Here is a 24,931-nt window from a genome sequence, read left to right as displayed (position 1 = left end):
CTTCACGCCGAAGATTTCGCGGATCGTTGCATGGCGCGCTCCAGCAGAGGGATGATGGCCGGGTCCAGGGTTTGAGCAACATTGAAGCGCAGGAAGCCGCTGGCCGCCTGTGTGAGACTAAAGGCATTGCCGGGGGCGAGAACGAGATCATCTTCAATGGCTGAACGCGCGACATCGGCGGCATCCAAACCCTCGGGGAGCTGGCACCAGAGAAACATGCCGGCGTTCGGTTCGATCCAAGGTGTCAGACCGATGGCTTTCAGTTTGGTGCTAACCTTGCCCATCGAGTCGGCAAGGCGTGAGCGTAAGCCGCTGATGTGTCTGCGGTATGCGCCGTCTTTCAGCAAGGTCAGCACCAGTTCCGCAGAGAAGGCACCGCCGCCAAAGGAGGTTGCGAGCTTGAGGTCCACCACCTGTTCAACCCAATCCTGCCGGGCCGCAATAAAGCCGCAGCGAACGGATGCCGACAGGGTTTTGGAAAAGCTGCCGATATGTATGACACGGTCCAGACCATCGAAGGCCGCCAGACGTGGCGCCGGCTCCTGCTCGAAATCCGCAAAAATGTCGTCCTCGACGATGAGCAGATCCTGCTGCTCCGCAAGTTTCAACACCCGGTGCGCGACGACAGGCGACAGGGTCGCGCCCGTGGGGTTGTGAAGCGCCGAATTGGTGATGTAGAGACGGGGCGCGTGTTCGACTAGTGCCTGCTCAAACAGCGCCAGATCCGGACCATTGTGCCTGTATGGCACGCTGACAACCTTGACACGATGAGCGCGCAACATCGCGTGGAAGTTAAAATAGCAGGGATCGTCAAGCAGAACAGTATCACCGGGCTCGACCAAAAACCGGCATAGGAGGTCGATGGCCTGGGTCCCGGATTCCGTCAGCATGATCTGATGAGGCGCCGCCTCGATCCCACGATCGGCCAGGCGCCGGGACAAGAGCTGTCTTAACGCGGGCAAACCGTGAGGTGTGCTGTAGTCCGTCAAGCCGGCTTGAGCGTCGCGCGCCAACGATCGCAAAGCGCGGCGAATATCCGTCTCCGGCATCCAGGAAGCGGGCAACCAGCCGCAACCCGGCTTCAAGAGGCTGCCCTTTGCATCAAGCGACTGCCGGGTCATCCAAATCGGATCAACCGCGGGGTCGAGGCGGGGTCCGGTATCGGAAAGAGAAAAAGGCGGCAGATGTCCCGCAACGAAAAAGCCCGAACCACGCCGCGATTGAATGACACCCTCGGCCGCCAGACGGTCATAGGCCTCCACGACCGTGGATTTCGATACCTGCATCCTCTGAGCCAGACCACGGATCGACGGCAACTTGACACCCGGCGCTGCCTGGCGGCTCGCAATCTGCTTGCGAACCGCAGCCATCACCTGCTCGACCAGCGTGCCTTCCGCCATTCTATCAATATCGTTTACCCGCATCTGTACTGCTCATTATTCCATTACAGTTTATCGATATTGTACCTGACTGTCTCTGGCAGAACCATAGGCCTCGGTCATAGTGCCTTCGGAAAAGGAGGGCCGGATGGACGAAAGTAAAAGCGGCTGGATTTACGGCTTTATCGGCGTCGCAATTTTCAGCGGCTCACTGCCGGCGACGCGCGTGGCCGTTGCGGACTTCGATCCTGTTTTTCTGACCCTTATACGCGCTGCGATCGCCGGCGTTTTGGCGCTTGCCCTGCTTGTCCTCCTTCGCCAAGAACGGCCGGGCCGAAGCGACCTTGCACCGCTGTTCATCGTGGCACTCGGGGTTGTGGTCGGCTTCCCGTTGCTGACGGCACTGGCCCTGGAGCACATTACCTCGGCGCACTCGATCGTCTTTATCGGCCTCCTGCCGCTTGCGACGGCAATTTTCGCTGTGCTCCGGGCCGGCGATCGCCCCCGCCCGGCTTTTTGGGTCTTTGCCGTTGCCGGCAGTACCCTCGTTGCCGGCTTCGCTCTGACACAGGATCTCTCGGCATCCTGGACCGGCGACATTCTGATGTTTGCCGCGATCATCGCCTGCGGCCTGGGCTATGCAGAAGGAGCGAAACTATCGCGGAAACTTGGTGGCTGGCAGGTCATCTCCTGGGCGCTTGTCCTGTCATTGCCGATTATGGCGCCCCTTGCAATCTATACGCTGCCCGCAAGCTTCGCAGGCGTGAGCCAGCCATCCTGGATCGCACTCGCCTATGTGTCTTTGTTCAGCATGCTTATCGGCTTTGTATTCTGGTACCGTGGACTGGCCCAAGGGGGAATAGCGGCCGTCGGGCAGCTCCAGCTGCTTCAACCCTTTATGGGGTTGATGCTGGCCGCAACCCTGCTTCAGGAGGAGGTTAGCTGGCCCATGGCAGCCGTCTCGGTTGCGGTGGTTGTCTGCGTCGCAGGTGCAAAAAACTTCGCTAAATCGCCAGAACTATCCAAGTCTAAACTTGCCAGCCAGCCGGCACTGCGCTGAACGGCCGCCCGCCAATTTTTAACCGGTATTCAGGCTGAATTCTTGGCCTGTTGATTCCGGTACGACACGAGGCAGTCGATAAAGAGCCGCAGGCATTCAACGCGTTTATTTTGCTCTGGATAATAGAGGTAAAACGGCGGCAACTTTCGCACGTAGGGATCAAGAAGCGTTTCCAGGTCTCCGGATTCAAGATGTTCCGCCGCCGTGGACCGCAGTGACCAGCCGATACCGTGACCCTCGCGCGCGGCCTGTATCACGCCCGTCATATGATCGAAAACCAACCGTGTTGGCGGATCGATGGTTTTATCCTGCCCGTCTTCGGTGAAATGCCAGTCAGCTACCTTTTTGGCGGTCGGGAGCTTGTAGCGGATGCAGTGATGATTCAGAAGGTCGCGCGGATGTTCAGGACGACCGTGCCTGTCCAGGTAGGACGGTGCGGCGGAGAAGGCCGGGGTCAACGACGGCGTTAAACGCACCGCCATCATTTCAGGCGACAAAATGTCCCCCAGACGTATGCCGGCGTGAAAACCGTCTCGAATGATATCGACCAACCCTTCGTTCAGGGAAAGGTCCAAAGAGATTCCGGGATTGTCTGATTGGAACTTTTCCAACACCGGCGCGATGGCTGTGATATAGGCGCCTCGCGACAAACTCAGGCGCAAGGTTCCCTTGGCGGAATTTCCAAGCTCCTGGGTTTTTTTAACCGCATAGAGCATGTCCCGATAGGCCGGCGCCGCCGCATCGAACAGCACCCGGCCGGCATCGGTCAGCTCGATGCTGCGCGTTGTGCGAAACAGCAGACCAACGCCCATTTTCTCTTCCAGCGCTTTCAGTTGAAGGCTGACCGCAGGAGCACCCACGCCAAGTTCTTTGGCGGCCGCACGAAGGGATCCCTCCCGAACAATCGCCAGAAAGACTTCAATTCCATGAATTGGTGCACGCTCCATTGTTTATTTTTATCAAACAATGACTTTAGTTTGCAATGCCTTCTTAAACACTCCCAACCGCAATATCTTAAAAGACAGCAGGTTCTCAAGTGCTGCGTAGGGAGGCCAAATTGTCTATTGGAAATGTACAGGCGCGGCCTCAACAGGTCGCACGTGGTGTCACTTTGATCGTGGCCGCGGCCTTCACGATATCGGTTCAGGATGTTGTATTTAAACTTTTCAGCGCAGAGCTCACTCTTTGGCAGATTTTCGCCTTACGGGCGCTGATGACGCTGCCGTTATTTTTTGCTCTGGCATGGGTCCAGGGCGCACAGAGAAGCGCGCTCGTTGATGCCTTGCGAAAATGGCCGCTGTTGCGGGCGCTCTTTATGACGATGACGTTTTTGGCATTCTACGCGGCCATTCCGTTTCTGAGTCTGTCAAGCCTTGGCGCCGCGAATTACATCGCGCCTATCTTTGTTACGTTACTCTCCGCCCATGTCATCGGCGAAGCCGTCGGCCTTCGTGGCTGGATCGCTGTTTTTGTGGGCTTTGCAGGTGTCATCATCCTCCTGCAGCCGGGCACAGACGCCTTTTCTCCCTGGGTGCTCCTACCGGTGATTGGCGCCTTCTTCTATGCGCTGTCACATGTCACAACCCGGACGAAATGCCAGTCCCTGCCGCTGATTACTTTGGCGCTCTCCGTCAATTTGGTCATGCTGGCCGCCGGTTTGATAATGAGTGTGGTGCTTGTCCTTTGGCAGCCTGGCGAAGAGCTCGTCCGGTCGTATCCCTATATATTTGGGACCTGGTCTCCGGTTGGCACTTCGGAATGGCTGGTTCTGGGACTGCTGGCAGTTCTGGCGGTCGCAATCGCCATGTTGCTTGCCGGTGCCTATCAAGCCGCACCGCCATCTGTTGTTGCGACGTTCGAATACGGCTATTTGGTATTTGTGGCGATGTGGGATTATTTCTTCTTCGCGACATCACCTAGCGGTTCGACGATTCTTGGCATGCTCATGATCATCGGAGCCGGCTTTATGGTTTTGCGTCGCGGCCAAACAAAGCATGCCCGGGTTGTGGCGCATTCCCCGATTGGATCTTCGACAGATTGACGGGTCCTGGCCCTGGATCTCAGATTGACTGCTTTTCGGAACCGAGCACCCCGTTGGCGTCGCAGTCCAGACCACGCGCCGGAGTTCTACATAGAGAACTTCAAACGCTCGGGCGATCCACATCGATGGCCTGGCACCGACAAACCGCTCCGTTACAGCTGGACGCCCGGTGCACCGTCGGTCCACTTGCGTAAGGGCGGGACGTAGCTTTCGAAAGCCTCGAGAATATCTTCAGACGAATCCGAAAAGGCCAGCATCTCGGCGTAATCGGCCTTCATGAAACCCTCGGTCACGATCCGCTCGATCATGGCGCGCAGCGGATCGAAGTAGCCCTTGGTGTTGAGAAAGCCGCAGGGCTTCTGATGGACGCCAAGCTGTGCCCAGGTCCATTGCTCGAACACCTCTTCCAAGGTCCCGGCACCGCCCGGCAGGGCGATGAAACCGTCCGCCCGCGTCGCCATCTCGGCCTTGCGTTCATGCATGGAGTCGACCACGATTAAGGACGTTAGGTCTTTGTGTGCGATTTCACGTTCGACAAGCGCCGCCGGCATCACGCCGGTCACCTTGCCACCCCCCGCGAGCACGGCATCCGCGATGACCCCCATCATTCCCACATGACCGCCGCCATAAACGAGTTCGATATCCCGCTTGGCGAAGAAAGCGCCGGTTTCCAGGGCAGCTTCCTTATAGGCTGAATCTCTGCCGAGACTCGAGCCGCAAAACACGCAAATTTTCATAGCGGCAGATTACTGGAAGGCACCCGGAGGTACAACCGGCCGATCGCCGCCGCGCGGCTTTCAGTCGAGCTTGATCCTGGCTGAATTACGACTCCGTTCCCGCCTGTTCTGCGAGGAGCGCATCGTCGATTTCCCGCGCCCGAACTGCAGCCGGCCTGGACGAAATTCTTTCCCAATAGGCCTCGAACCCCGGACGCTTTTCGACGCTGCCGAAAGACATACCCCAGCCGATATGGGATCCGAAATAGACGTCCGCGGCGGTGAAGCGATCGCCCACCAGATAGTCCTTTCCGGCGATTGCTGTCTCCATCGTCGACATGACGTCATCGTAGCAGCCGTAGCCGACGTTCCCCCGGCGCTCTTCGGGCACCTCGAAACCCAGCATCTTGTTCATCGCCGCCGCTTCGATCGGCCCCGCCCCAAAGAACAGCCAGCGATAATAGGGAGCACGTAGCGGATCACCGGGCGCCGGAGCGAGTCCGGCACCGGGAAAAGCATCGGCAAGATAGGCACAGATCGCAGCACACTCGGTCACGACCGCATCACCATGGCGTACAGCGGGAACCTTGCCCATCGGGTTAACTTCCAGATAGTCGGGCGCCTTCATCGTGGTGCCGTAACCAAGCAACTCCGTGCGATAGGGCTGACCCAATTCTTCGAGCATCCAGCGCGCGATACGTCCGCGCGACATGGGGTGCGTGTAAAACACAAGTTCGTCGGACACGGTGGGTCCTCCTCGTCAGTTACCGCCAACTTGATCGTAGCAGGTCATCGAGATGGATTCACCTAGATCGGATTTACTCTTGCGGCTTCAGACATTCCGAAGGAATTGGCACTGCTTCTGCTAGACACCGTCACGCAGCAGACTTTGGACCGGCAAACCTGCCATAGACCCACTTCTCCAATTCAAGGATCAACAGGGCCACGATGCCGACCGCAACAATCCCGAGACCTTCCGTGACGCCCAGTGCATCGACTTTGAAGAGGATCTGCATGAAGGGCGCATAAGTGAAAAGAAGCTGAAGGCCGATGACAACTGCAACAGCAATCAGGACGGCAGGCGTGCCGAACAGGCCGCGCCAGGTGATCGAAGTGCCTTTCAGATATCGCACCGAAAAGAGATAAAAGATCTCGAGCACCACCAGAGTATTGACCGCGATGCTGCGCGCTTCTTCAATACTGGCACCCCGCGCCTGTGCCAGCGTGAACATGCCAAAGATGGCTCCCATGAAAAGCGTCGACACGAAGCCGGTCCGCCAGACGAGAAAAGGCGAGAGAATGGGCTCATCCGCCGCACGTGGAGGCCGGGCCATGACGTTGGGCTCACTGGGTTCGAAGGCAAGCGTCAAAGCCAGGGTTACCGCCGTAACCATATTGACCCAAAGAATCTGAACGGCGGTGATTGGCAAGGTCGTCCCGAGTAGAATGGCCACGATCAGGACAAAGGCCTCGGCTCCATTGGTTGGCAGGATGAAGAGAATGGCCTTTTTCAGATTGTCGTAGACCGTGCGCCCGGCCCGCACTGCTTCGGCAATGGTCGCGAAATTATCGTCTGCAAGCACCATCTCGGCCGCCTCCTTGGCGGCCTCGCTGCCTTTCTGTCCCATGGCGACACCAACATCCGCACGCTTGAGCGCGGGTGCATCGTTGACGCCGTCGCCGGTCATGGCGACGACCGCGCCTCCTGCCTGAAGTGCCTCGACCAGCCGCAATTTGTGGGCGGGGCTGGTGCGTGCAAAAATGGAGGTCTTCCGAACACGCTGCCGAAGCTCGGCGTCATCGAGTGCATCGAGATCGTGACCGGTCAGGATGGACTCCGGATTCTCTAATCCGAGTTGGCGGGCAATGGCGGCGGCGGTACCGGCATGATCACCGGTAATCATCTTCACCTGAATGCCCGCCGCGCGGCATTCAGCCACTGCCGCGACCGCCTCCGCGCGCGGCGGATCGATCAGACCGAAAAGCCCAAGGAAGGTCAGTCCGGTTTCGACATCGCCGAACTGAAGATCAATCTGTGGCAGGTCAGCGGGTTTCGTTGCAACGGCCAGCACACGCTGCCCCCGGCCGGCGATCTCCGCGATACAGGCGTCCCAATAGACACGATCAAGCGCGACCTCGCCGTTGCTGTCTCGCTGGTTCGCACACATCTCGAGAATACGCTCCGGCGCCCCCTTGGCCAGAATGAGAGCCCGCCCTTCGTGGTCGTGATGCAGGCTGGCCATAAAGCGATGTTGCGAATCAAAGGGAATAGCATCTCGGCGCGGCCAGGATTGCCGCTGAAAAGCGGGATCGAAACCTGCCTTGCACGCCGCGACCAGCAGGGCCCCCTCTGTCGGATCGCCGTCGATCACCCAACCACCTTCCGCCTCGCGCAGATGGGCATCGCTGCAAAGCAGGGCCGCACGGCAGATCTCTGTCAGCTGCAAATCTTCTTGCGCTGCGACCTCGCGTCCATCCAGCAAGAAACGGCCTTGGGGTGCATAGCCAACACCAGTGACGCTCAGGATCTGTGCGTCGAAAGCGATGGAGGCGACTGTCATCTCATTGCGCGTCAAGGTGCCGGTCTTGTCCGAACAGATGACCGAAACGGATCCCAGAGTCTCGATGGCCGGCAGACGGCGGACGATCGCATTCCGGCGCGCCATCCCCTGAACCCCGATCGCTAGAGTAATGGTCAAAATGGCGGGCAGTCCTTCAGGGATTGCAGCGACCGAGAGGCCGACAACGGCCATAAAGATCTCCGAAAACCCGTAACTGCGCACCAGGAAGCCGAACGCCAGAACAAACGCGGCCAGCACGAGAATTCCACCGGTCAGCCATTTCGCAAAGACGGCCATCTGTCTGAGGAGTGGCGTTTGCAGCGTCGTGACACCGGCAAGCATGCCGCTGATCCTGCCGATCTCGGTTTGACTACCCGTGGCAACGACAACACCTTTGCCCTGTCCATAGGTCGCCAAAGTCCCGCTGAATGCCATGGAAGCACGATCACCCAGCGGCACGGCCGCGGCCGTCGGATGCATGTCTTTTGTCACCGGCACGGATTCGCCCGTCAGGATCGCCTCGTCGATCTTGAGTCCCCGCACGTCGAAGAGCCGGAGATCGGCGGGAACACGGTCGCCTGCTTCAATCAGCACAATATCACCGGGCACGACATCCTGCGCCGCGACGGTCTTGCGGGAACCCGACCGAATCACGCTGGCCGATGGCGCAAGCATATCGCGAATGGCGTCGAGCGCTTTTTCCGCCTTGCCTTCCTGTACATAACCGATCACGGCATTGATCAAGACGACCGCCAGGATTACCTGAGCATCGATCCAATGCCCCAGAAAGGCGGTCACGACCGCCGCCGCGAGCAGCACATAGATGAGGAGGTTTCTGAACTGCGCCAGAAACCTGCGAACGGCGCCGCGCCGTTTCGCCTGCGGCAAACGATTGGGACCAGCAACATCCAAACGGCGCTTGGCCTCGGGTTCATTCAGGCCGGCCAGACTGCTCCCCTGCGCTGCCATGACCTCCGTCACGGGTACCGCGTGCCACGGCCGTTGCGCGCTCTTCATGTCGGGCGCTTCGAGCGTCTTTTCTGCCCAACTCAGCTTCGTTTGAAGCCCCATTCCTTTTGCTCCGTAAACCGCACCGCCGATTGCTGCCAAGATGGCTGAGCGAACGGTGAATTTCATTGAGCCACGTCAATAGAGGTGATCGCCTGGGGCCTGATGCAGTTAGGAATGGCTGCGCTGCCGCGGCGCAGTCTGATTGTTGTCTTCTGATCGCCGCGAGACGAACCTATTCGAGCGCCGCTTTCTTTGCGTCAAATCCCGACGCACCTGTGGCTTCGGAGATTTCCGGCGCAGACGCCCTATCGCCATCGCGTTGTCTGTCCAAGCCCTCACCCAGAAGTTCATCAATAAAGAGGCTCAACAACTGTGTCCGGCCGGTCACGCCCGCCTTGCGGTATGTGGCATTGCACTGGGCTTTGATCGTGCCTTCCTTGGTGTGCCGGGCCTCGGCGATTTCGGCGATGGAAAGACCCTTGATGGCGAGCAACGCGACGTCCCGCTCCGACGGTGTCAGAGACCAGGCATCGAAATGATCCTCGATCAGCTGATAAAAGGCACCTGAAGCGGCTTCCAAGGTTTTCTCCATGGATTTTTGTCGTGCCAGGACCTTGCGGATTTCACGAGCCGTCAGCGCAATCCCGAGCACCAGAGCCAGCACAACAATGAACTCAAGATAATGATGCCCGAAACTCTCCAGGAGATACTCCCGGCCCGAGAGCTCCACCAGGGCTTCGATCAGCAGGAGCAACGCGCAAAAAATCTGGAGCCCCAGCAGCCCGAACAATGCGCCGGCTCTGTTTCGGTAGATTGGCGGATGCACCGCTAAAGGTTTCGTCATGCCTCCGCCATGTAATTACGTCAGCCGGGAATGTTCTTTTGCCCCGTCACCATAGCCTTTACGAGATTGATCTTCGAGCGCCGAGATTCGAAAATTACGCCGGCGATATGCAGTCCGACACAGACGATGGCGTAGTTCGCAATCAGCTCGTGAGCTTCCTCGACCCAAGCGACGCCCCAAAAAGTATCGCTGCCCATCATGATGCCGGTAACGGAAATCAGGATCAGCGCGATCAGCAGATTGTAGACCATAAGCGCGCCCAGCGGGTTGTGGGATAAATGGGGTTGGAGATCGCGGTTGAGCAGGCCGCGGAAGTGCTCTTTGATATCCCGCAAACTCGGCCAGAAAGCGTTGAAACGTGCGTATTTGGTCCCGACCAATCCCCAGAGGATACGCAGGAGAACAAGACCGAAGAGCAGATAACCGGCATAGCGGTGCGCGGCGCCATCGTCTTCGAAGACAGCGAAGTTGGCGAGGAACAGCAGAGCCGTCCCCCAATGAAAGATGCGGACAAAGGGATCCCAGACCTTGACGGACTGCATGACAGCTCTCCTCTCCGGGAATAGATCAGAAGTAGCGCGGCCGCCAAAATCCGCTGTACGCCGCACAGCGGATTTCCGCGCCGCGTTGGGCGGCGGTGGCGTCAGGCGGGGATTCAGTCGTCCTGTTCGATCTTGATGATATTGCCCGTCTTCGGATCGACATAGATCTCGAAGCGCTTGCCGTCCAAAAGTGCGTAGGCCTCCAGGTAGCCGTCTTCAGTTTCGATCTTGCGGACCTCGTAGCCCTGTTCCTCGAGGCTCTTGGTGATCTCATCACCCGATTTACCGGCGTAACTGCCTTGAGATGCGGCAGCGGCAGCCGGATTGGCTGGCAGCGAAGACACGCCGGCAAGGGTGATGGAAGCGATAGCGGCAACCGCAACGGCGGGAAGTACGACGGCAGAGATTTTCATGGGAAGCTCCAAAGATTGAGATGAATGAACCGGCCCGGAACGCTGCGGATACAGCATCCGGCCGGTGCATTCGATCTTTGGTCCGCACCCGGAATTCTCCATTGGGCAGAAGTTTAATTTGCCGTCTCTATAACTAAAGTTTATGGCGCTGCAATTAGTGCGACATGAGCAACGGCACCGGCATGTGCTGTAACAGCTCGTGCGTCACGCCGCCGAGAACCACCTCGCGCAGGCGCGAACGGCCATAGGCCCCCATGACGATCATGTCGATGGCATTGTCGGCGGCATAAGCCAGTATCGCATCCGCCACCCTGACCTGGTCGGTGGTCACCCGGTCGACGATGACCTTGACGCCGTGACGGGCGAGATGCCGGCCGATATCCGCGCCCGGCCGTTCACCGTGGGCACCCCGCCCCACGACCGGATTGACCGTGAGGACCGTGACGTCCTTGGCCTTCTTCAAAAGCGGCAGCGCATCCGCAACGGCGCGCGCCGACTCCCGGCCGGGAGTCCAGGCGACCAGGATCCTTTCACCCAGTGTTGCCCCGGCCCCGATATAGGGCACCATCAGGACCGGGCGTCCGGCAGCCAGCATGACGTCCTGAGGCAGCTTGGCACCGCCCAGCGGTTCGTTCTCCCGCTCGTCTACCTGCCCCAGGATCACCAGATCCGAGTAACGGGCCATCTCGGCAACGGTTTTTGCCGCAGTGATGTCGCTGGTGGAGATCACATGACAATCACTGTTCAATCCGGCGCGCTCGATCGTGCCGCGAAAATCGGCCGCTATCTTTTCGGCCCGGTCCCGCTCACGGCCGCGCATGGTCGCCAGAATCTCCTCCGGGACATGAACCTCCATATAGGTCGCCATGGAAATACCGGAGTCCAGAGCCAGGCCGGTCAGGTGTGCGTCGTGAGACCGCGCCAGGGCGATCGCCGCTTCTATACGTTTTGCGCAGGCCGCGGAGTCGTCCAGATAGATGAGAATGTCTTTATAGGTCATGTTCGTTCCGGTCATGGCGAGTGGGCAGATAAAGTTTGATCATGAGGTTTGATCGGGACGGGCAGGATGTGAGGCCGTATCGCGCCGGCACACCCTCACCCAACCGCAGTGCCGGCGCTAAGCGGACGCGACCAGGGCCAGGAAACAAGACGATGTTCACTCATCTGACTCCTCCTCAGTTCGACTCTTGGGGAAAGGTGCGCCGCAGCTTTGTGCAAACGCACCGGTTAGAGCAGCTATAGGAGCAATCCCGTTGCCATGCATTGACACACGTCAATGATCGGGCGGCCGTCTTGAGCGAGAATAATTCATGGAGAGGATGCGCCCTTGTGCGCTATCCTCTGCCATGCATGCGTGAAAGACTTTCAGTGAGGCATGATTGTGATATCTCAGGACACCACCCAGATCGCCGGATCTCAGCCCCGTTTCGCCATCCGGCAAGTGACCATGGAGCAACCGTGGAAGTGGCTGGCGGCCGGCTGGGCCGATCTTTGGCGCGCACCCGGCGTCTCCCTGACCTACGGCGCCTTGCTGAGTATCGTCAGCTTTGCAGTCTCTGCCGGTCTCTTCCTGCTGGGGCTGGAATATCTGCTGCTGCCGATGATCGCCGGCTTCATGCTTTTGGGGCCTATGCTGGCGGTCGGCCTCTACGAAATCAGCCGGCGCCACGCCAACAACGAGAGCGTCAGCCTGAAGTCGGCGCTTTTCGTCAAAACCAGCTCTCCGGGCCAGCTCGCCTACATCGGCGTGTTGCTGACGCTCATGATTCTGGCCTGGATCCGGATTGCCACGCTGCTGTTTGCGCTGTTCTTCGGGACACTTGAAATTCCGCCTCTGGACGAAGCAACGCAACTCCTGCTCTTTTCCTTCGAAGGCTTGTCGATGCTGGCCGTGGGCACGGTCGTCGGCGGCGTCTTCGCCGCGGCGGTCTTCGCCGTCAGCGTGATTTCGATTCCTCTGCTGGTTGCCCACGACGTCGATGCCGTCACCGCCATCCTCGTCAGCCTGCGCGCCGTGCGGGACAACCTGAAGGCCATGATCCTTTGGGCCTGGCTGGTCGCCATGGTGACCGCCTGCGGTTTGGCGACCCTTTTCGCCGGACTGATCATCACCTTCCCGTTAATCGGACATGCAACCTGGCACGCCTATCGCGATCTGATCAAAGAGGAAGCCTAAGGTCTGATTAAAAGCCGAGGGCTTTTCAGCCGTCTTTGCGTTGGTCCGGTTTGACGTCCTCGTCGTCGAACAGAATGCGATGAGCTGCGCCGTCCAGATCATCGAACTGTCCGGACTTAAGCGACCAGAAAAAGGCCGCGACCCCCAGCAACCCCAAAAACAAGGCGGCGGGGATCAAATAGACAAGGGCAGTCATCGCGCTATCCCTTCCGCTGATTCATGTGAGCTCGATTGATTCATGTGAGCTCGGTCATTCCCGATTGAAGCAGTCACGGATGCCCATCAGCCTTCATAGCCCCGAAAGCTTAGCGTCCGTGCCGTCGGTCATCAACCGCCGCTTCATCGCGTAGAGCCGCAGAGAGTTGACCGTGACGACAATGGAGGATGCCGACATGGCCACGGCGGCGACGAGAGGCGTCACCATGCCCGCCATGGCGAAAGGCACCGCAATCGCATTGTATAGAAAAGCCAGGGCGAAATTCTGCAACACCAGCCCGCGTGCGGAAACTGCAACCTGCTGGGCTTCGACCAGGGCATCCAGACTCTCTCCCTGAAAGATCAGGTCTGCCGCGGTCTGGCTGACTTCAGAGGCATCGGCAGGTGAAACGGAAACGAAGGCCTCGGCCAGGGCCGGCGCATCGTTCAGGCCGTCGCCGACCATAAGCACGCGCTTGCCCTGCGCCGATAACTCCTTCAATCGGGCGATCTTGGCGTCGGGCCGGCATTCGGCATGCCAGGTCTCGATCCCCAGGCTGCAGGCAACCTGTTCCACCGGCCCCGAACGGTCGCCGGACAGCAGCTCAATGCCGAGGCCGTGTTTCTTGAGCGCGGTGATCGTGTGCAGCGCATCCGGCCTCAGGGCATCCCTAAACTGGAAACAGACCGGCGGTTCTGCCCCACCCGACAGCCAGAGTTCCATCGCAAGATCATTGCCCGCCGCACCCTCTGCAGCCTGCTCTCCAACCCCGCACCAGGACCGGTTGCCCAGGCGGACTTCGCATCCGTTCACCTCGGTGGACAAACCCATGCCCGGTGTTTCGATGACGCTCCGCGTCAGGGCTGGAACTGGACCCTGCGCCTCGGCGGCCCGATAGAGCGCACGGGCCAGCGGATGTTTGCTGGCGGCGGCCAAGCCGGCCGCCAGTTGCAGCCTGTTGGGCGCGATATCTTTTATATTGATCGGTTCAGGGCGTCCCAGGGTCAGGGTTCCGGTTTTGTCAAAGACCGCCACGTCCGCCTGTGCGAGACGCTCCAGACCATCAGCCGCCTTGACCAGGATGCCCCGCCGCAGCAAACGGTCCACCGCGGCAACCTGAACCGCAGGCACTGCCAGGCCAAGCGCACAGGGACAGGTGATGATCAAGACAGCCACGGCGGTCAGCAGAGCCAATTGCCAGTCGAGGCTGCCGACCCACAGCCACCCCAGGAAGGTGGCCGCCGACAGAATATGCACCACCGGCGCATAGGCACGCGCGACCCGGTCCGCGAGCCGCTGATAGCGCGCCCGGCCCTGCTCGGCAGCTTCCATCAAATTCACGATTTCAGCGAGAAGTGTCGTATCTTCCGTCGAAGTTACACGGATTCTGAGTGCCGCGTTCAGATTCAAGGTGCCGGCGAAAACGCTGGTTCCCTCGGCAACGGTACGCGGCAGGGACTCACCTGTTACCAGTGCCGTATCCACATCCGATCGGCCCTGTACTACCGTGCCGTCGACGGGAATGCGTTCGCCCGCGGCCACCGCCACCATCATACCGGGCTCGACCTGAGCCGCAGCCAGTCGGCGCTGCCGGCCGTCCGGATCGATGACCGTCGCACTTGCCGCCCGCATGGCCATAAGGTTTTCGGCCGCCGAACGCGCCTTACCGCGAATGCGCAAATCCAGATAGCGGCCGATCAGGAGAAAAAACAGCAGCGTCACGGCAGCGTCGAAATAGACATGTTCACCGCCGCGCATGGTTTCCGACAGTGACATGCCCGCCGCGAGAGTTACCGCCAGCGAAATCGGCACATCCATATTCAAACGGCCGCCACGCAAGGCGGCAAGGGCAGAGCGGAAAAACGGGCGGCCTGCGATAACCACCGTCGGCAACGCGATCAGCGCCGAGACCCAGTGCATCAGCGCGCGGGTCGCCGGCCCCATATCCGAGACCAGGCCGCTCCAGACCGAAACCGACAACAGCATGACGTTGGCGGCGGCAAATCCCGCAAGAGCAACCGCACGCAGCAGTTCACGCTCTTCGCGTTCGCCCGCCTGCAGCCTGCTTTCACTGTCCATCGGCGCCAGCCGATAGCCCATCTCAGTGACCCTGCTGATGATCTCGTCCAGCGAAGAGGACTCTTCCCGCCACCGCAGGAACAGCCGCCGGGTGCTCAGGTTCACCCGCGCCTGCTCGAGTCCCGGCAGGTCAGCGAGTCCCCTTTCGATCTGATCTATACAGCTCGGACAATGCAGATTGGACACGCCTAGACTCAGGTCGTAACGGTCGCCCTCCAGGCTTCGGGCATAAGACCAGGCCGTGGCAAGCAGCCCGGCCCGCTCGCAACGATCGGCTTCGTTCACCAGTTCGACCGGCGGGCAGCAATTCAGACTCGCGCTCATGGCACATCAATCCGCTTTTCGATGCCGAAAACAAAACCGGCCTGCTCGTCACGTCCTGCCCCCGCGAGATCATGCCGGTTTGGATCCCGCCGCGCCGTCAGCCGCACCAGCCAGTTTCCCTTGAGGGGAAACGCCACATCGGCTGTGTATTGCCCGGCCCCAACGGCCTGCAGCGACACCGGTCGGTCGAATCCCTCATTGGTCGGCCGCCAGATCTGACCCGTCACAATCAGCCCTTCCAGCAGTTCGCCTTCCCGGTCGCGCATTTCCAATGTGATACGTCCCCAACCTGCTTCATTCGAGGCGCGGTCGGCATCACCTGATGGGTTTCCCGATGAGCTTGGCGTGAAGGTCAAGCGATCCTGCCAACCGAGAGCGTCCTTCTGGGCCATGGCTTCCAGGGTTTTGTTATACCGCAGACCTCTCTGATAAGCGTCGTCGGTGCTCAGTCCGCTCCAACTGTCCAGCGCAAGGAACACCATCGCCAGGTTCACACCGATCACAATGACGAAGAACACGCAGAACGCAGCAAAGACGTGGTAGCCGTTCAGGGTTTGCGGCATGGTCAGCTTCATTTGCCGGGCCCCCGGAAGACAGAGTCGTGACGGGTCTCGCTGTCGTCTGACAGATCAGTCACCACGAAGGTAAAGGGAAGCGATTCGTCGTTCATCTGAGATTTGGGAAGCGTAACGAAGACACGGAAACTGGCCAGCCTGTCGGACTTAACGGTCAGCGCCGCAGGATCCGACCCCACGACCTGTATTCCGGCATCCGCCATGTCCTGAAGCGACAACCGAAACAGCTTCTCGCTGTGATCCTTGTTGAGAATTTTCACGGTATAGCCGTTTCGGATCGAACCGTCCGAAAGTGTCACGAACAGCGGATTGCGATCGCGCAGAACATTAATATCGACTGCCGAGCGGCTGATCAGCGAGATCAGCATGATGACGCCAACCAGTAAAATAATGCCAATATAAAGCAGGCTGCGCGGACGCAACAGGCGGACGCGGGTCTTGCCGCCGTGGGCGCGCTGATCGACGTTGGAAAGTGTGTCGTAGGCGATCAGCCCCTGTGGCAGGCCTACCCGGTCCATTACATTATCGCAGGCGTCTATGCAAAGCGCACAGGTGATGCATTCGAGCTGCTGGCCATCCCGGATATCGATACCCATCGGACAGACCGCCACGCACTGATTGCAGTCGATGCAATCGCCCAGGTGTTCCGTCGGCTTATTCTTGCGCCGCGGGCCCCGAGGCTCACCGCGAAAATCTCGGTAGGTAACGGTCAGAGAATCTTCATCTAGCATCGCCGCCTGAATCCGCGGCCAAGGACACATATAGGTACAGACCTGTTCGCGCGCATGTCCGCCGAAAAGGTAGGTCGACCCGGTCAACACAGCGATGGTGATGTAAGCCACGGGTGGTGCGTCAAGTGTGAAGACGTCGACTAAAATCGTCGGGGCGTCGGCGAAATAGAAGACCCAGGCACCGCCGGTCGCCGCCGCGATCAACAGCCACGCGACGTGCTTGAGGGCTTTCTTGCCGAGCTTGGCGGCCTTCCAGGGTGAAGCGTCGAGGCGCATCTGGGCACTGCGGTCGCCTTCGATGAAACGCTCAACCGCGACGAAGAGATCCGTCCAAACGGTCTGCGGGCAGCTGTAGCCGCACCAGACCCGCCCGGCCAGGGTTGTAACGAGAAACAGAGCGAGTGCGGCCAGAATCAGAAGTCCGGTCAGGTAATAGACCTCCTGAGGCCAGATCTCGATGAAGAAGAAGTAGAAGCGTCGCGCGGGTATGTCGATCAGGATGGCCTGATCCGGCAGGCTGGGCCCGCGGTCCCAGCGAATCCAGGGTGCCAGATAGTAGACCGCCAACGTTAACACGAGGATTACCCACTTCAGGCGGCGGTAGGTACCCGACACCTTCTTTGGATAGATTTTTTCCCGCTTTTTGTACAGCGAACGGTGCTCGGCCTTGTTAACGGCCGAAGCTTCACTGCGCTCGACACCGTCCCCACCGTCGTAGGCCTGTTGTCTCGCTGTTTCCAACATCTACTCACTTGCCCCTATCTTATCGGCAGGGCTCATTACAGGAACCGCGTTCTACTCGCCGCCACCGAGCGAATGGACGTAAACCGCCAGTTGCTTGATTGTGACCGGGTCCAGACGCGCATTCCAGGCCGGCATCACGCCACCACGGCCGGTATTGATGCTGGCGATCACCGACGCCTTGTCACCGCCGTACAGCCAAAGACTGTCGGAAAGATTCGGCGCCCCAAGATCCTGATCCCCCGCACCCGCTTCCTGGTGACAGGCGACGCAGTTTTCTACGTAGATCTCTTCGCCGCGCGCAACCGCGCCCGCATCCCCACGATCGCTCGAGAGCGAGAGAACGTATTCGGCCGTATCGCTGATTTCTTCCCGGCTCAAAAGCTCGTCAGCCTGAAAGGCAGGCATATCGTTGATCCGCGTATCGTCGTGGTCCGAACGAATCCCATACAACACGGTCTCATGGATCGCTTCCAGGCTGCCGCCCCAGATCCAATCGTCATCGTTGAGATTGGGATAGCCTGCCGAACCTGCCGCGCCCTGGCCGTGGCACTGGGAACAGTTGACTGCAAAGGCGGAGCGACCGCCCGCCAGCGCAAATTCCAGCAGTTCCGCATCCTGCGGTATTTCTTCAAGATCCGCCGCCGCAATGCGCTCCAGGTAAACGCCCTGGCGCGCCTGCGCGGTCTCGATCTGTTTGCTCAGGCCCGCCCGGCTGGAATAGCCGAGAAAACCTTTTGTGTGGTCCGAAATTAAGGGCCAGGCCGGCATCACCAGCCAGTAACCGACCGACCAGATGCAGCAGACATAGAAAGTCCAGAGCCACCAGCGTGGGAGAGGATTGTTCAGTTCCTTGATGCCGTCCCACTCATGACCGGTCGTATCGACCCCGGTAACGGCATCGGTTTCCTTGATCTTGGCCATGTTCAATCCTCCTCCAACGGCATGCGGGCCGCCTTCTCAAACTTCTTCCTATTGCGTGGCCAAAACGCGTAGACCAGCACCGCGGCAAACATCGCCATCAAATAAAGCAGACCGTAGGTCTCGCTCGCATAGAGCACATCCTGGTAAGACATGACGTTGTTCCTCAGCGCAGGTTTTCTTCGGGCTGGTAGCTGTCGAAATCGACCAGAGTCCCCAGCATCTGAAGGTAAGCCACCATGGCATCCAATTCGGACACGAAGGCCGGGTTGCCATCGAAATCGGCAACAACCGCTTTTGGATAACGGGCCACCAGATCGTCGACGCCGTCAGCATCCGGATCACTTTGAGCCATCAGATCGACATAGGCGGCGTCGATCATCCCCTCGTCATAGGGCACGCCAACGCCACTGTTGGCCTGCAAGTGGCCCGCAATGTCGTCGGTTTTGACAGGCGTCGTCGCCAGATGCGGGTAACCGGGCATGATCGATTCAGGTACGATCGAACGGGGGTTGATCATATGCGCGACATGCCACTCGTTGGAATAGCGCCCGCCGACCCGTGCCAGATCCGGTCCGGTGCGTTTCGAGCCCCATTGGAAGGGATGATCGTACATGCTTTCCGCTGCCAGGCTGTAATGGCCATAGCGTTCGGCCTCGTCGCGCAGTGGACGAATCATCTGGCTATGGCAGTTGTAACAGCCTTCGCGGATATAGATGTTTCGGCCCACCAGCTCCAACGGCGTGTAGGGGCGCATGCCCTTGACCTTTTCGATCGTACTTTCGAGGTAGAACAGCGGCGCGATCTCGATCAATCCACCGATGGACACCACGATCAGAATGAGGACCAGCAGCAGGGTCGAGTTCTTTTCGACGATTTCATGCTTAGCTAACATAATGAACTCCGAATTTTCCCACTGCCGATTTATTCTGCAGGTGCCACAGCCGGCCGGCCGGCTGCAGGACGCGATGCTGTGATCTGCGCTTTTTCGTCACGCAGGTCACCACGGGCGGTCCGCCATAGGTTGTAGACCATGATCAGCGCGCCAAAGAGGAAGAGCGCACCGCCACCGGCACGGATGACATAGAAGGGGTGCATGGCCTCGACGGTTTCCACGAAGGAATATTCAAGGAACCCAAGGCTGTCGTAGGCCCGCCACATAAGGCCCTGCAAAATGCCGGAAACCCACATGGCCGTGATGTAGAGCACGATGCCGATGGTTGAGATCCAGAAGTGAACCGAGACCAGCTGCAGGGAGTAGAGGCGCTGGCGCTTCCACAAGATCGGCATCAGATGGTACATGGCACCAAAGCTGACGTAGGCGACCCATCCCAATGCACCGGAGTGCACGTGACCGACCGTCCAGTCCGTGTAGTGGCTAAGCGAATTCACGGCCTTGATCGACATGACGGGCCCTTCGAAGGTACTCATGCCGTAAAAGGCTACGGAGACCACCAGCATGCGCAGAACCGGATCGGTGCGCAGCTTGTCCCAAGCGCCGGAGAGGGTCATCAGACCGTTGATCATCCCGCCCCAGGACGGCATCCAAAGCATGATCGAGAAGGTCATGCCCAGTGTCTGCGCCCAGTCCGGCAGAGCCGTATAGTGCAGATGATGCGGACCAGCCCAGATGTAGAGAAAGATCAGTGACCAGAAGTGAATGATCGACAGCCGGTAGGAGTAGACCGGCCGCTCTGCGCGTTTCGGCACGAAGTAATACATAATGCCGAGGAACCCGGCGGTCAGAAAAAAGCCGACCGCGTTGTGTCCGTACCACCACTGGGTCAAGGCATCCTGTACCCCGGCAAAGAGCGCGTAGCTCTTGGTGCCTGAAAGCGAGACCGGCAGGGAGAGGTTGTTGACGATGTGCAGCATCGCGATGGTGACGATGAAGGCAAGGTAGAACCAGTTGGCCACGTAAATGTGCGGTTCCTTGCGGCGCCAGATGGTCCCGAGGAACACCAGCAGATAAACCACCCAGACGAAAGTCAGCCAGAGGTCGGCATACCATTCCGGCTCGGCGTATTCCTTCGACTGCGTAACGCCGAGAACGTATCCGCTTGCCGCGATCACGATAAAAAGCTGATAGCCCCAGAAAACAAACCAGGGCGCCACCTCGCCCGCGAGCCGCGCGCGGCAGGTCCGTTGCACCACATAGAACGAAGTCGCGATCAGAACGTTGCCGCCAAAGGCAAAAATAACGGCTGAAGTATGTACCGGGCGCAGTCGCCCGAAGGTCGTCCAGGGCAGATCCAGATTAAGCTCCGGAAACGCCAGCTGAAGTGCGATGATCAATCCCACCAGAAACCCGACAACACCCCAGAAAGCCGAGGCGATTACGCCGGCTTTGACCACCCCATCGTTGTACTCGACCCCCGTCGCATCCGCCCCGGACCAGCTGACCGCGCGCGTGTTGGCACCATTGTAGTGCCGATGGATCAGCAAAAAGACACCGGAAACACAAGCGAGCAAAAAAACCAAGCCGTGGAACGCCATGACCGGATCTGCGGCTTTCGCCATGAGCAGAAGGCCGATCATTGAGCCGACGGCAAGGGCAACGCCGACGAGATACGTCGTCGGATGCACCTGAAGGCTTTGTTGGGAAGGGTTCATCGGTTCCCCCGGGATAACAAACAAAAAAAGCACCAGAGGTGACGGGTGCTACCGGCGCCTCTGGTACAAGGAGGTGAGAGATGCATTCTTTCTACAGGGGTGATGGCAGGCACCCATTGACATAAATCAAACCCGCGTCGATTTGCGTTGCAGCCGGCGCCTGCGCGTAAGACCGGTTTCTCGGCCCTGAAGGCTTGAACCGCGACGAGGCTGATGATTGTTCATATCCGTCGGCTCCTTGAAAACGCTGTGTGGTTTTTCCGCTGAAACTCAGAGCTGGAAAGGGTTAAACCGCGCCTTGAGGTTGAATTAAGGAATTAATGCGTGCGGAAACTACAAAACCGGAGACCGCCTGCCAAGAGAACGGCATCGCGGCAAAGTGTCGCCGCAAGTGGCCGGATGCGGCGAACTGCCGCAGCTCTGTATGATCCTATGCACGGAGGATCAACTGCGGAGAATTCTCCTTTAGCGTGAAACAAATCGAAAAAAGCACCGTCTTTCTTGTTTTTTCCCGTCGATACACGCAGCATAGGGGCGCTTGATGTTCGCCGGACGGTCGCTACGCTCGTCTGGCTGAACGCTGCAGAAAAAAATTCGGAGGGGAATAAGGGTGCGACTTGTCAGAAATCTCGCCGTCCTGCTGTTGTTTTTGCTCGCCACTGCCGGCTTGCGGACAGGGGTAGTTTGGGCAGACGACGCCATTGGCTACGTCAAGAGCGCGGAAGGGACGACATTGGTAGTCCGTGAAGAAGAATCCGCGCCGATCGCGGTCGGGGACCCGGTCTTCGTTGCGGATCTGCTGATCGTCAAAGGCAACGGATCAATGGGCATAACCTTTATCGACAACTCCCAGCTCTCAATGGGGTCGGGGTCGCAACTAAGATTGACCAGCTTTGAGTTCGTGCCGAAGGAAGAGAAGCTGTCGTTCGTCACGGAACTCCTGAAAGGCACGCTGCTTTATGTTTCCGGCGTGATCGCCAAGCTGTCGCCCGATTCGGTTTCCGTTGTCACGCCGGTCGCGACTCTTTCGGTTCGCGGCACCAAGTTCCTCGCCCGTGTCGATGATTAGGCGCCCGATGATCATGCCCCAAACAGCTCTCGGCCTGCGCGCAATCCGCCCGTGGCTCGCCATCCTCGCTCTCATGCTTGTTTCCGCCTGTACGCCGACCAACCTCTTTGTTCTTCTTGAGGACGATGACGGAAAAGTCGGGACCATCCAGGTCAAAAACGACGCTGGATCCCAGACCCTTAATCAGGCGGGACAAGCGACCGGCCTGGACCGGGCCGGTCAGGAGCCGGTCGATCCCTTTGTTCTGGAGGAGGAAGAAATACGGGATGTTTTCGGCGAAGCACTCGATGCTCAGCCGGAGCCGACCGTGACCTTTTTGCTCTATTTCCAAATTGGCACTTCGGAGTTGACCGCGGAATCAGAAGCTTTGCTTCCTGAGATCCTGGCAACGCTGGATGCCCGTAAAGCGCCCCCACGGATCGCCGTCGTCGGCCACACCGATACTTTGGGCGATGCGAGCGTCAACGCGAACCTTTCGCTCGCACGGGCACGGACCGTACGTGATATGCTCCTGCGTCAGGCTGTTGATGCCGGACTGGTCGAACTCACGTCGCACGGGGAGAGCAATCCCCTGGTTCCGACGGCCGACGAGGTTTCCGAACCCAGGAACCGGCGGGTGGAGGTCACGATCCGCTAAAAGCCGCGCAACGGGATTCTCGAAAGACGAAGGGCGCTGCCGGGGCATTCGGCAGCGCCCTTCTTCCATTCGGTAACTCAGGTGTAGGGGTTATCACCTTGGTTCTCGTCGTCCTCCCGGATGGAAGGGGACGAGATTCTAGAGCAGGTTCGTTCTATTTAATCGGAACGAACCTGCTCTAGTTACCGAACAGTCCCTTCAGCGCTTTGCCTGCATCGTCAGGCAGTTTCACACCATCAGACGATCCACCTTCGGCGTCGCCGCCGCCCTTGATGACGCCCTCCAGCGCTTTGGTTGCACCACCGCCGACCGACTCGAGCGCTTTTGTGGGATCCTTTGCAATATCCTCGATCGCGCCTGTCAAATCTGGCTTGTAGGAAAGGTCATGCCAGGGGCCGCTCACGAGAACCGGCACCGCCAGTCCGCCTGCGCCCGAATCACCACCCTGGCCTTCCAGGCTGGCGACCGCTTTGGGCTCCACGCGATAGTCCACCGTACGCGACGGCAGGTCCGACGTCCCTTTGCCCTCGACACGCAACAGCGGGCTGAGCAGCTTGAGGTCGTTGTTGGTCAGCAGGCCATTCTTGATATCGAAAGTGCCCGAGAGTTCGGCGAAGTCCGTCTTCTGACTCTCGCTCGCCCCCGGATCGAGGAAGGCGTTGGCCGCATTTCGGACCATTGCCGCAAGATTGATCCCCTTAATGGCACCGTCGTTGAACGTCACGGCACCCTTGCCGTTCAGATTTTCGACCATCTGGCGCTGCGAAGCCCCCTTGGCCGAAACCTCAATGTTCAGGTTCCCGGTCCCGGAAAGCCGGTCGAAGCCTGCAGCATCGGTCAGCAAAGGCTCGGCCGCGATCCCGCTCATGGTAAAGCTCTCGGTGATCGCCGGCACCTGACTGCGTCCATCAACCGTCAGCTTGCCCGTGCCCTTGCCGTCGTAGAGATTCAACTCGGTCAGATCGACTGCGAGCAGGCCGTCCTTAAGGCCGACATTCAGTGCGCTCTGGCCGACCTTGATCTCCTGCACCAGGATACCGGCGACGGTCAGCGCAAAGTTGGCGTTGACCGCCTGCAAACCGCTGGCGTCGATCGGATCGTCGCTCCAATCGGCAGGCTCTCCGCTGCCCGCGGCGGCGTCCGAACTGGCCCCACCGCTTCCCTCCGCCGCTTCGCCTTCCTTGGCTGGCGGCAGATAAGGATTGAGGTCGAGTACGCCCAGGTTCAACTCGGCATCGATCTGCGGTTTGGCGCCCGCAGTGGCAATGGAAACGCTGCCGTCACCCGTGATCTCGTCGATTCCGAGCTTTGCATCCGTGAAGCTGTAGGTGGCGCCGTCGACATTGACCTTGCCCGCCAGATTGAATGGGCCCAGGCCGGTACCTTCGAATTCGATGGGATTGCCGGTCCAGGCAGCCAGATCGCGAATGGACGGCGTCGAGACGTCGAGCGCGCCGGCGACCAGCAGCTTTGCCGCGGTCGCGACCGAACCGTCGAAGCTCAGCTTGATGACATCGGTCCCGACCGTGAGCGCGACAGGCGCCTCTTCGCCGGTGGTCAGTCCGCGCGGATTGTCGCTGGTGACCGAAAGGTCGATCGTCTTGGCGTTCCACTGCAGCGATCCGTCGGCCGTGAAGGGACTGTCGAGATCGGTCAGCTTCACCGCCAGATTGATCGCCGAGACTTCCTGTGTGGTTCCCGATGCGGCATCGGTGAATTTCAGATTGCCGTTGACCAGTTGAATGTTGCCCAGGCTGATCTGATTGATCGCCGAGCCGCCGCCGTCACCGTCATCAGATGATTCACTCGAGGAAGCTGACGCATCCGGCGCGGCCGAGCCATCGCCGAATTCCCAATTGGGCTTGCCGTTCGCATCGATTTCCAGGTTGATGACCGGGTCGACCAGAACGAATTCGTCAACCTGAACATTGCCCGAGATCAAAGGCCAGATCTGCAGCTTCAGGCGCAGCTCTTTCAGAGCGGCCATATTCGGATCCGCCGCGCCTTCAGCGTTCGAAAAGGCGATTTCCTCAGCGACGACTTCCAGGCTTGGGAGCACCGAGACGTTCAGATCGCCTGCGATCGTCAGTTTACGCCCGGTCGCATCTTCGACGCCCTGGGTGATCCGCGTCTTGATCTCTTCCTTCGGAACAAAGAAAGGGATTGCCACAACGGCCGCCACAAGAACCACGACCAGAACAACGATGCCGATCAGGACCTTTTTCATTTTTCTATCCTTTGTTCGCGAGAACACTGCCCGCCGCTTGATACCGCGCGCCGGATTTGGCCTTAAACCCTCGGC

23 protein-coding genes are annotated in these 24,931 nt (G+C 59.3%); 5 read left to right on the top strand and 18 right to left on the bottom strand.

Features of this window, described 5'->3' with window-relative positions; genetic code table 11:
* Nucleotides 1-2: 2 nt before the first annotated feature.
* Nucleotides 3-1,424: a PLP-dependent aminotransferase family protein gene (locus tag QMZ18_RS07215; RefSeq protein WP_282605547.1), complete on the bottom strand. Its 1,422-nt coding sequence runs from the start codon at nucleotides 1,422-1,424 to the stop codon at nucleotides 3-5.
* Nucleotides 1,425-1,527: 103 nt separating this feature from the next.
* Here QMZ18_RS07215 and QMZ18_RS07210 point away from each other — a divergent pair, with 103 nt between their 5' ends.
* Entirely contained in the window at nucleotides 1,528-2,439 is a 912-nt protein-coding gene (locus QMZ18_RS07210) for a DMT family transporter (RefSeq protein ID WP_282605546.1), read from the top strand.
* Between the two features lie 29 nt (nucleotides 2,440-2,468).
* On the opposite strand, the gene QMZ18_RS07205 is transcribed toward QMZ18_RS07210, so the two are convergent.
* A complete protein-coding gene (locus QMZ18_RS07205) occupies nucleotides 2,469-3,386 on the bottom strand; it encodes a LysR family transcriptional regulator (protein ID WP_282605545.1) in 918 nt (305 codons plus the stop codon).
* 110 nt (nucleotides 3,387-3,496) lie between these two features.
* On the opposite strand from QMZ18_RS07205, the gene QMZ18_RS07200 reads away from it, so the two are divergent.
* On the top strand, nucleotides 3,497-4,480 hold the full coding sequence (locus QMZ18_RS07200) for a DMT family transporter (RefSeq protein ID WP_282605544.1): 984 nt from the start codon (nucleotides 3,497-3,499) through the stop codon (nucleotides 4,478-4,480).
* A 152-nt stretch (nucleotides 4,481-4,632) separates the two neighbouring features.
* Here QMZ18_RS07200 and QMZ18_RS07195 read toward each other — a convergent pair whose 3' ends face one another.
* The 7 genes from QMZ18_RS07195 to QMZ18_RS07165 form a co-directional block, all read right to left on the bottom strand.
* Complete coding sequence (locus QMZ18_RS07195) at nucleotides 4,633-5,205, bottom strand: TIGR00730 family Rossman fold protein (protein ID WP_322097154.1); 573 nt, start codon at nucleotides 5,203-5,205, stop codon at nucleotides 4,633-4,635.
* Between the two features lie 97 nt (nucleotides 5,206-5,302).
* Nucleotides 5,303-5,941: a glutathione S-transferase family protein gene (locus tag QMZ18_RS07190; RefSeq protein WP_282605542.1), complete on the bottom strand. Its 639-nt coding sequence runs from the start codon at nucleotides 5,939-5,941 to the stop codon at nucleotides 5,303-5,305.
* Between the two features lie 130 nt (nucleotides 5,942-6,071).
* Nucleotides 6,072-8,828, bottom strand: a complete 2,757-nt coding sequence (locus QMZ18_RS07185; RefSeq protein ID WP_282605541.1) for a cation-transporting P-type ATPase — start codon at nucleotides 8,826-8,828, stop codon at nucleotides 6,072-6,074.
* Nucleotides 8,829-9,000: 172 nt separating this feature from the next.
* Nucleotides 9,001-9,612 carry a helix-turn-helix transcriptional regulator gene (locus tag QMZ18_RS07180; protein ID WP_282605540.1) on the bottom strand — a complete coding sequence of 204 codons (612 nt, stop codon included), beginning with the start codon at nucleotides 9,610-9,612 and terminating at the stop codon, nucleotides 9,001-9,003.
* A 20-nt stretch (nucleotides 9,613-9,632) separates the two neighbouring features.
* A complete protein-coding gene (locus tag QMZ18_RS07175) occupies nucleotides 9,633-10,154 on the bottom strand; it encodes a cytochrome b/b6 domain-containing protein (RefSeq protein WP_282605539.1) in 522 nt (173 codons plus the stop codon).
* Nucleotides 10,155-10,267: 113 nt separating this feature from the next.
* Nucleotides 10,268-10,567, bottom strand: coding sequence for a PepSY domain-containing protein (locus QMZ18_RS07170; RefSeq protein WP_282605538.1), 300 nt, complete (start codon nucleotides 10,565-10,567; stop codon nucleotides 10,268-10,270).
* 154 nt (nucleotides 10,568-10,721) lie between these two features.
* Nucleotides 10,722-11,567, bottom strand: coding sequence for a universal stress protein (locus QMZ18_RS07165; protein WP_282605537.1), 846 nt, complete (start codon nucleotides 11,565-11,567; stop codon nucleotides 10,722-10,724).
* 375 nt (nucleotides 11,568-11,942) lie between these two features.
* Between QMZ18_RS07165 and QMZ18_RS07160 the strand changes: the two genes are divergently transcribed.
* Nucleotides 11,943-12,743 (top strand): DUF2189 domain-containing protein, encoded by an 801-nt coding sequence (locus tag QMZ18_RS07160; RefSeq protein ID WP_282605536.1) that lies wholly within the window; start codon nucleotides 11,943-11,945, stop codon nucleotides 12,741-12,743.
* Between the two features lie 25 nt (nucleotides 12,744-12,768).
* Here the strand turns inward: QMZ18_RS07160 and ccoS are convergent, their stop codons facing one another.
* The 8 genes from ccoS to ccoN form a co-directional block, all read right to left on the bottom strand.
* On the bottom strand, nucleotides 12,769-12,939 hold the full coding sequence (ccoS, locus tag QMZ18_RS07155) for a cbb3-type cytochrome oxidase assembly protein CcoS (protein WP_282605535.1): 171 nt from the start codon (nucleotides 12,937-12,939) through the stop codon (nucleotides 12,769-12,771).
* Between the two features lie 93 nt (nucleotides 12,940-13,032).
* Nucleotides 13,033-15,342: a heavy metal translocating P-type ATPase gene (locus QMZ18_RS07150; protein WP_282605534.1), complete on the bottom strand. Its 2,310-nt coding sequence runs from the start codon at nucleotides 15,340-15,342 to the stop codon at nucleotides 13,033-13,035.
* Entirely contained in the window at nucleotides 15,339-15,917 is a 579-nt protein-coding gene (locus QMZ18_RS07145) for a FixH family protein (protein WP_282605533.1), read from the bottom strand. The genes QMZ18_RS07150 and QMZ18_RS07145 overlap by 4 nt, the downstream gene beginning before the upstream one ends.
* Nucleotides 15,914-17,392, bottom strand: coding sequence for a cytochrome c oxidase accessory protein CcoG (gene ccoG, locus QMZ18_RS07140; protein WP_282605532.1), 1,479 nt, complete (start codon nucleotides 17,390-17,392; stop codon nucleotides 15,914-15,916). Before ccoG ends, QMZ18_RS07145 begins: the two co-directional genes overlap by 4 nt.
* Nucleotides 17,393-17,443: 51 nt before the next feature.
* Entirely contained in the window at nucleotides 17,444-18,313 is an 870-nt protein-coding gene (ccoP, locus tag QMZ18_RS07135; protein WP_282605531.1) for a cytochrome-c oxidase, cbb3-type subunit III, read from the bottom strand.
* Nucleotides 18,314-18,315: 2 nt separating this feature from the next.
* Nucleotides 18,316-18,465, bottom strand: coding sequence for a cbb3-type cytochrome c oxidase subunit 3 (locus QMZ18_RS07130; RefSeq protein WP_282605530.1), 150 nt, complete (start codon nucleotides 18,463-18,465; stop codon nucleotides 18,316-18,318).
* A gap of 11 nt (nucleotides 18,466-18,476) precedes the next feature.
* Nucleotides 18,477-19,205 carry a cytochrome-c oxidase, cbb3-type subunit II gene (ccoO, locus tag QMZ18_RS07125; protein WP_282605529.1) on the bottom strand — a complete coding sequence of 243 codons (729 nt, stop codon included), beginning with the start codon at nucleotides 19,203-19,205 and terminating at the stop codon, nucleotides 18,477-18,479.
* 29 nt (nucleotides 19,206-19,234) lie between these two features.
* Nucleotides 19,235-20,923 (bottom strand): cytochrome-c oxidase, cbb3-type subunit I, encoded by a 1,689-nt coding sequence (gene ccoN, locus QMZ18_RS07120; RefSeq protein ID WP_322097153.1) that lies wholly within the window; start codon nucleotides 20,921-20,923, stop codon nucleotides 19,235-19,237.
* 610 nt (nucleotides 20,924-21,533) lie between these two features.
* Here ccoN and QMZ18_RS07115 point away from each other — a divergent pair.
* The gene (locus tag QMZ18_RS07115) at nucleotides 21,534-21,992 is read left to right on the top strand and encodes a FecR domain-containing protein (RefSeq protein WP_282605528.1); all 459 of its coding nucleotides are present in this window, start codon (nucleotides 21,534-21,536) and stop codon (nucleotides 21,990-21,992) included.
* Between the two features lie 13 nt (nucleotides 21,993-22,005).
* Nucleotides 22,006-22,629 (top strand): OmpA family protein, encoded by a 624-nt coding sequence (locus tag QMZ18_RS07110; protein WP_282605527.1) that lies wholly within the window; start codon nucleotides 22,006-22,008, stop codon nucleotides 22,627-22,629.
* Nucleotides 22,630-22,807: 178 nt separating this feature from the next.
* Here the strand turns inward: QMZ18_RS07110 and QMZ18_RS07105 are convergent, their stop codons facing one another.
* The gene (locus QMZ18_RS07105; protein ID WP_282605526.1) at nucleotides 22,808-24,856 is read right to left on the bottom strand and encodes an AsmA family protein; all 2,049 of its coding nucleotides are present in this window, start codon (nucleotides 24,854-24,856) and stop codon (nucleotides 22,808-22,810) included.
* Nucleotides 24,857-24,931 lie beyond the last annotated feature (75 nt).

The sequence above is a fragment of the Pelagibius sp. Alg239-R121 genome (assembly GCF_947331435.1).
GTDB lineage: Bacteria > Pseudomonadota > Alphaproteobacteria > Kiloniellales > Kiloniellaceae > Denitrobaculum.
This window is presented reverse-complemented; position numbering and strand designations above follow the sequence as displayed.

Bases quoted from the DNA above. Each gene is read 5' to 3' on its own strand.
- QMZ18_RS07170 (WP_282605538.1), bottom strand. From the start codon at position 10,567: ATGAAAATCTCTGCCGTCGTACTTCCCGCCGTTGCGGTTGCCGCTATC.
- QMZ18_RS07130 (WP_282605530.1), bottom strand. From the start codon at position 18,465: ATGTCTTACCAGGATGTGCTCTATGCGAGCGAGACCTACGGTCTGCTT.
- QMZ18_RS07175 (WP_282605539.1), bottom strand. From the start codon at position 10,154: ATGCAGTCCGTCAAGGTCTGGGATCCCTTTGTCCGCATCTTTCATTGG.
- QMZ18_RS07185 (WP_282605541.1), bottom strand. From the start codon at position 8,828: ATGGGGCTTCAAACGAAGCTGAGTTGGGCAGAAAAGACGCTCGAAGCG.
- ccoS (WP_282605535.1), bottom strand. From the start codon at position 12,939: ATGACTGCCCTTGTCTATTTGATCCCCGCCGCCTTGTTTTTGGGGTTG.
- ccoG (WP_282605532.1), bottom strand. From the start codon at position 17,392: ATGTTGGAAACAGCGAGACAACAGGCCTACGACGGTGGGGACGGTGTC.
- QMZ18_RS07105 (WP_282605526.1), bottom strand. From the start codon at position 24,856: ATGAAAAAGGTCCTGATCGGCATCGTTGTTCTGGTCGTGGTTCTTGTG.
- ccoN (WP_322097153.1), bottom strand. From the start codon at position 20,923: ATGAACCCTTCCCAACAAAGCCTTCAGGTGCATCCGACGACGTATCTC.
- QMZ18_RS07160 (WP_282605536.1), top strand. From the start codon at position 11,943: ATGATTGTGATATCTCAGGACACCACCCAGATCGCCGGATCTCAGCCC.
- QMZ18_RS07145 (WP_282605533.1), bottom strand. From the start codon at position 15,917: ATGAAGCTGACCATGCCGCAAACCCTGAACGGCTACCACGTCTTTGCT.
- QMZ18_RS07180 (WP_282605540.1), bottom strand. From the start codon at position 9,612: ATGACGAAACCTTTAGCGGTGCATCCGCCAATCTACCGAAACAGAGCC.
- QMZ18_RS07215 (WP_282605547.1), bottom strand. From the start codon at position 1,424: ATGCGGGTAAACGATATTGATAGAATGGCGGAAGGCACGCTGGTCGAG.
- ccoP (WP_282605531.1), bottom strand. From the start codon at position 18,313: ATGGCCAAGATCAAGGAAACCGATGCCGTTACCGGGGTCGATACGACC.
- QMZ18_RS07210 (WP_282605546.1), top strand. From the start codon at position 1,528: ATGGACGAAAGTAAAAGCGGCTGGATTTACGGCTTTATCGGCGTCGCA.
- ccoO (WP_282605529.1), bottom strand. From the start codon at position 19,205: ATGTTAGCTAAGCATGAAATCGTCGAAAAGAACTCGACCCTGCTGCTG.
- QMZ18_RS07165 (WP_282605537.1), bottom strand. From the start codon at position 11,567: ATGACCTATAAAGACATTCTCATCTATCTGGACGACTCCGCGGCCTGC.
- QMZ18_RS07110 (WP_282605527.1), top strand. From the start codon at position 22,006: ATGCCCCAAACAGCTCTCGGCCTGCGCGCAATCCGCCCGTGGCTCGCC.
- QMZ18_RS07205 (WP_282605545.1), bottom strand. From the start codon at position 3,386: ATGGAGCGTGCACCAATTCATGGAATTGAAGTCTTTCTGGCGATTGTT.
- QMZ18_RS07150 (WP_282605534.1), bottom strand. From the start codon at position 15,342: ATGAGCGCGAGTCTGAATTGCTGCCCGCCGGTCGAACTGGTGAACGAA.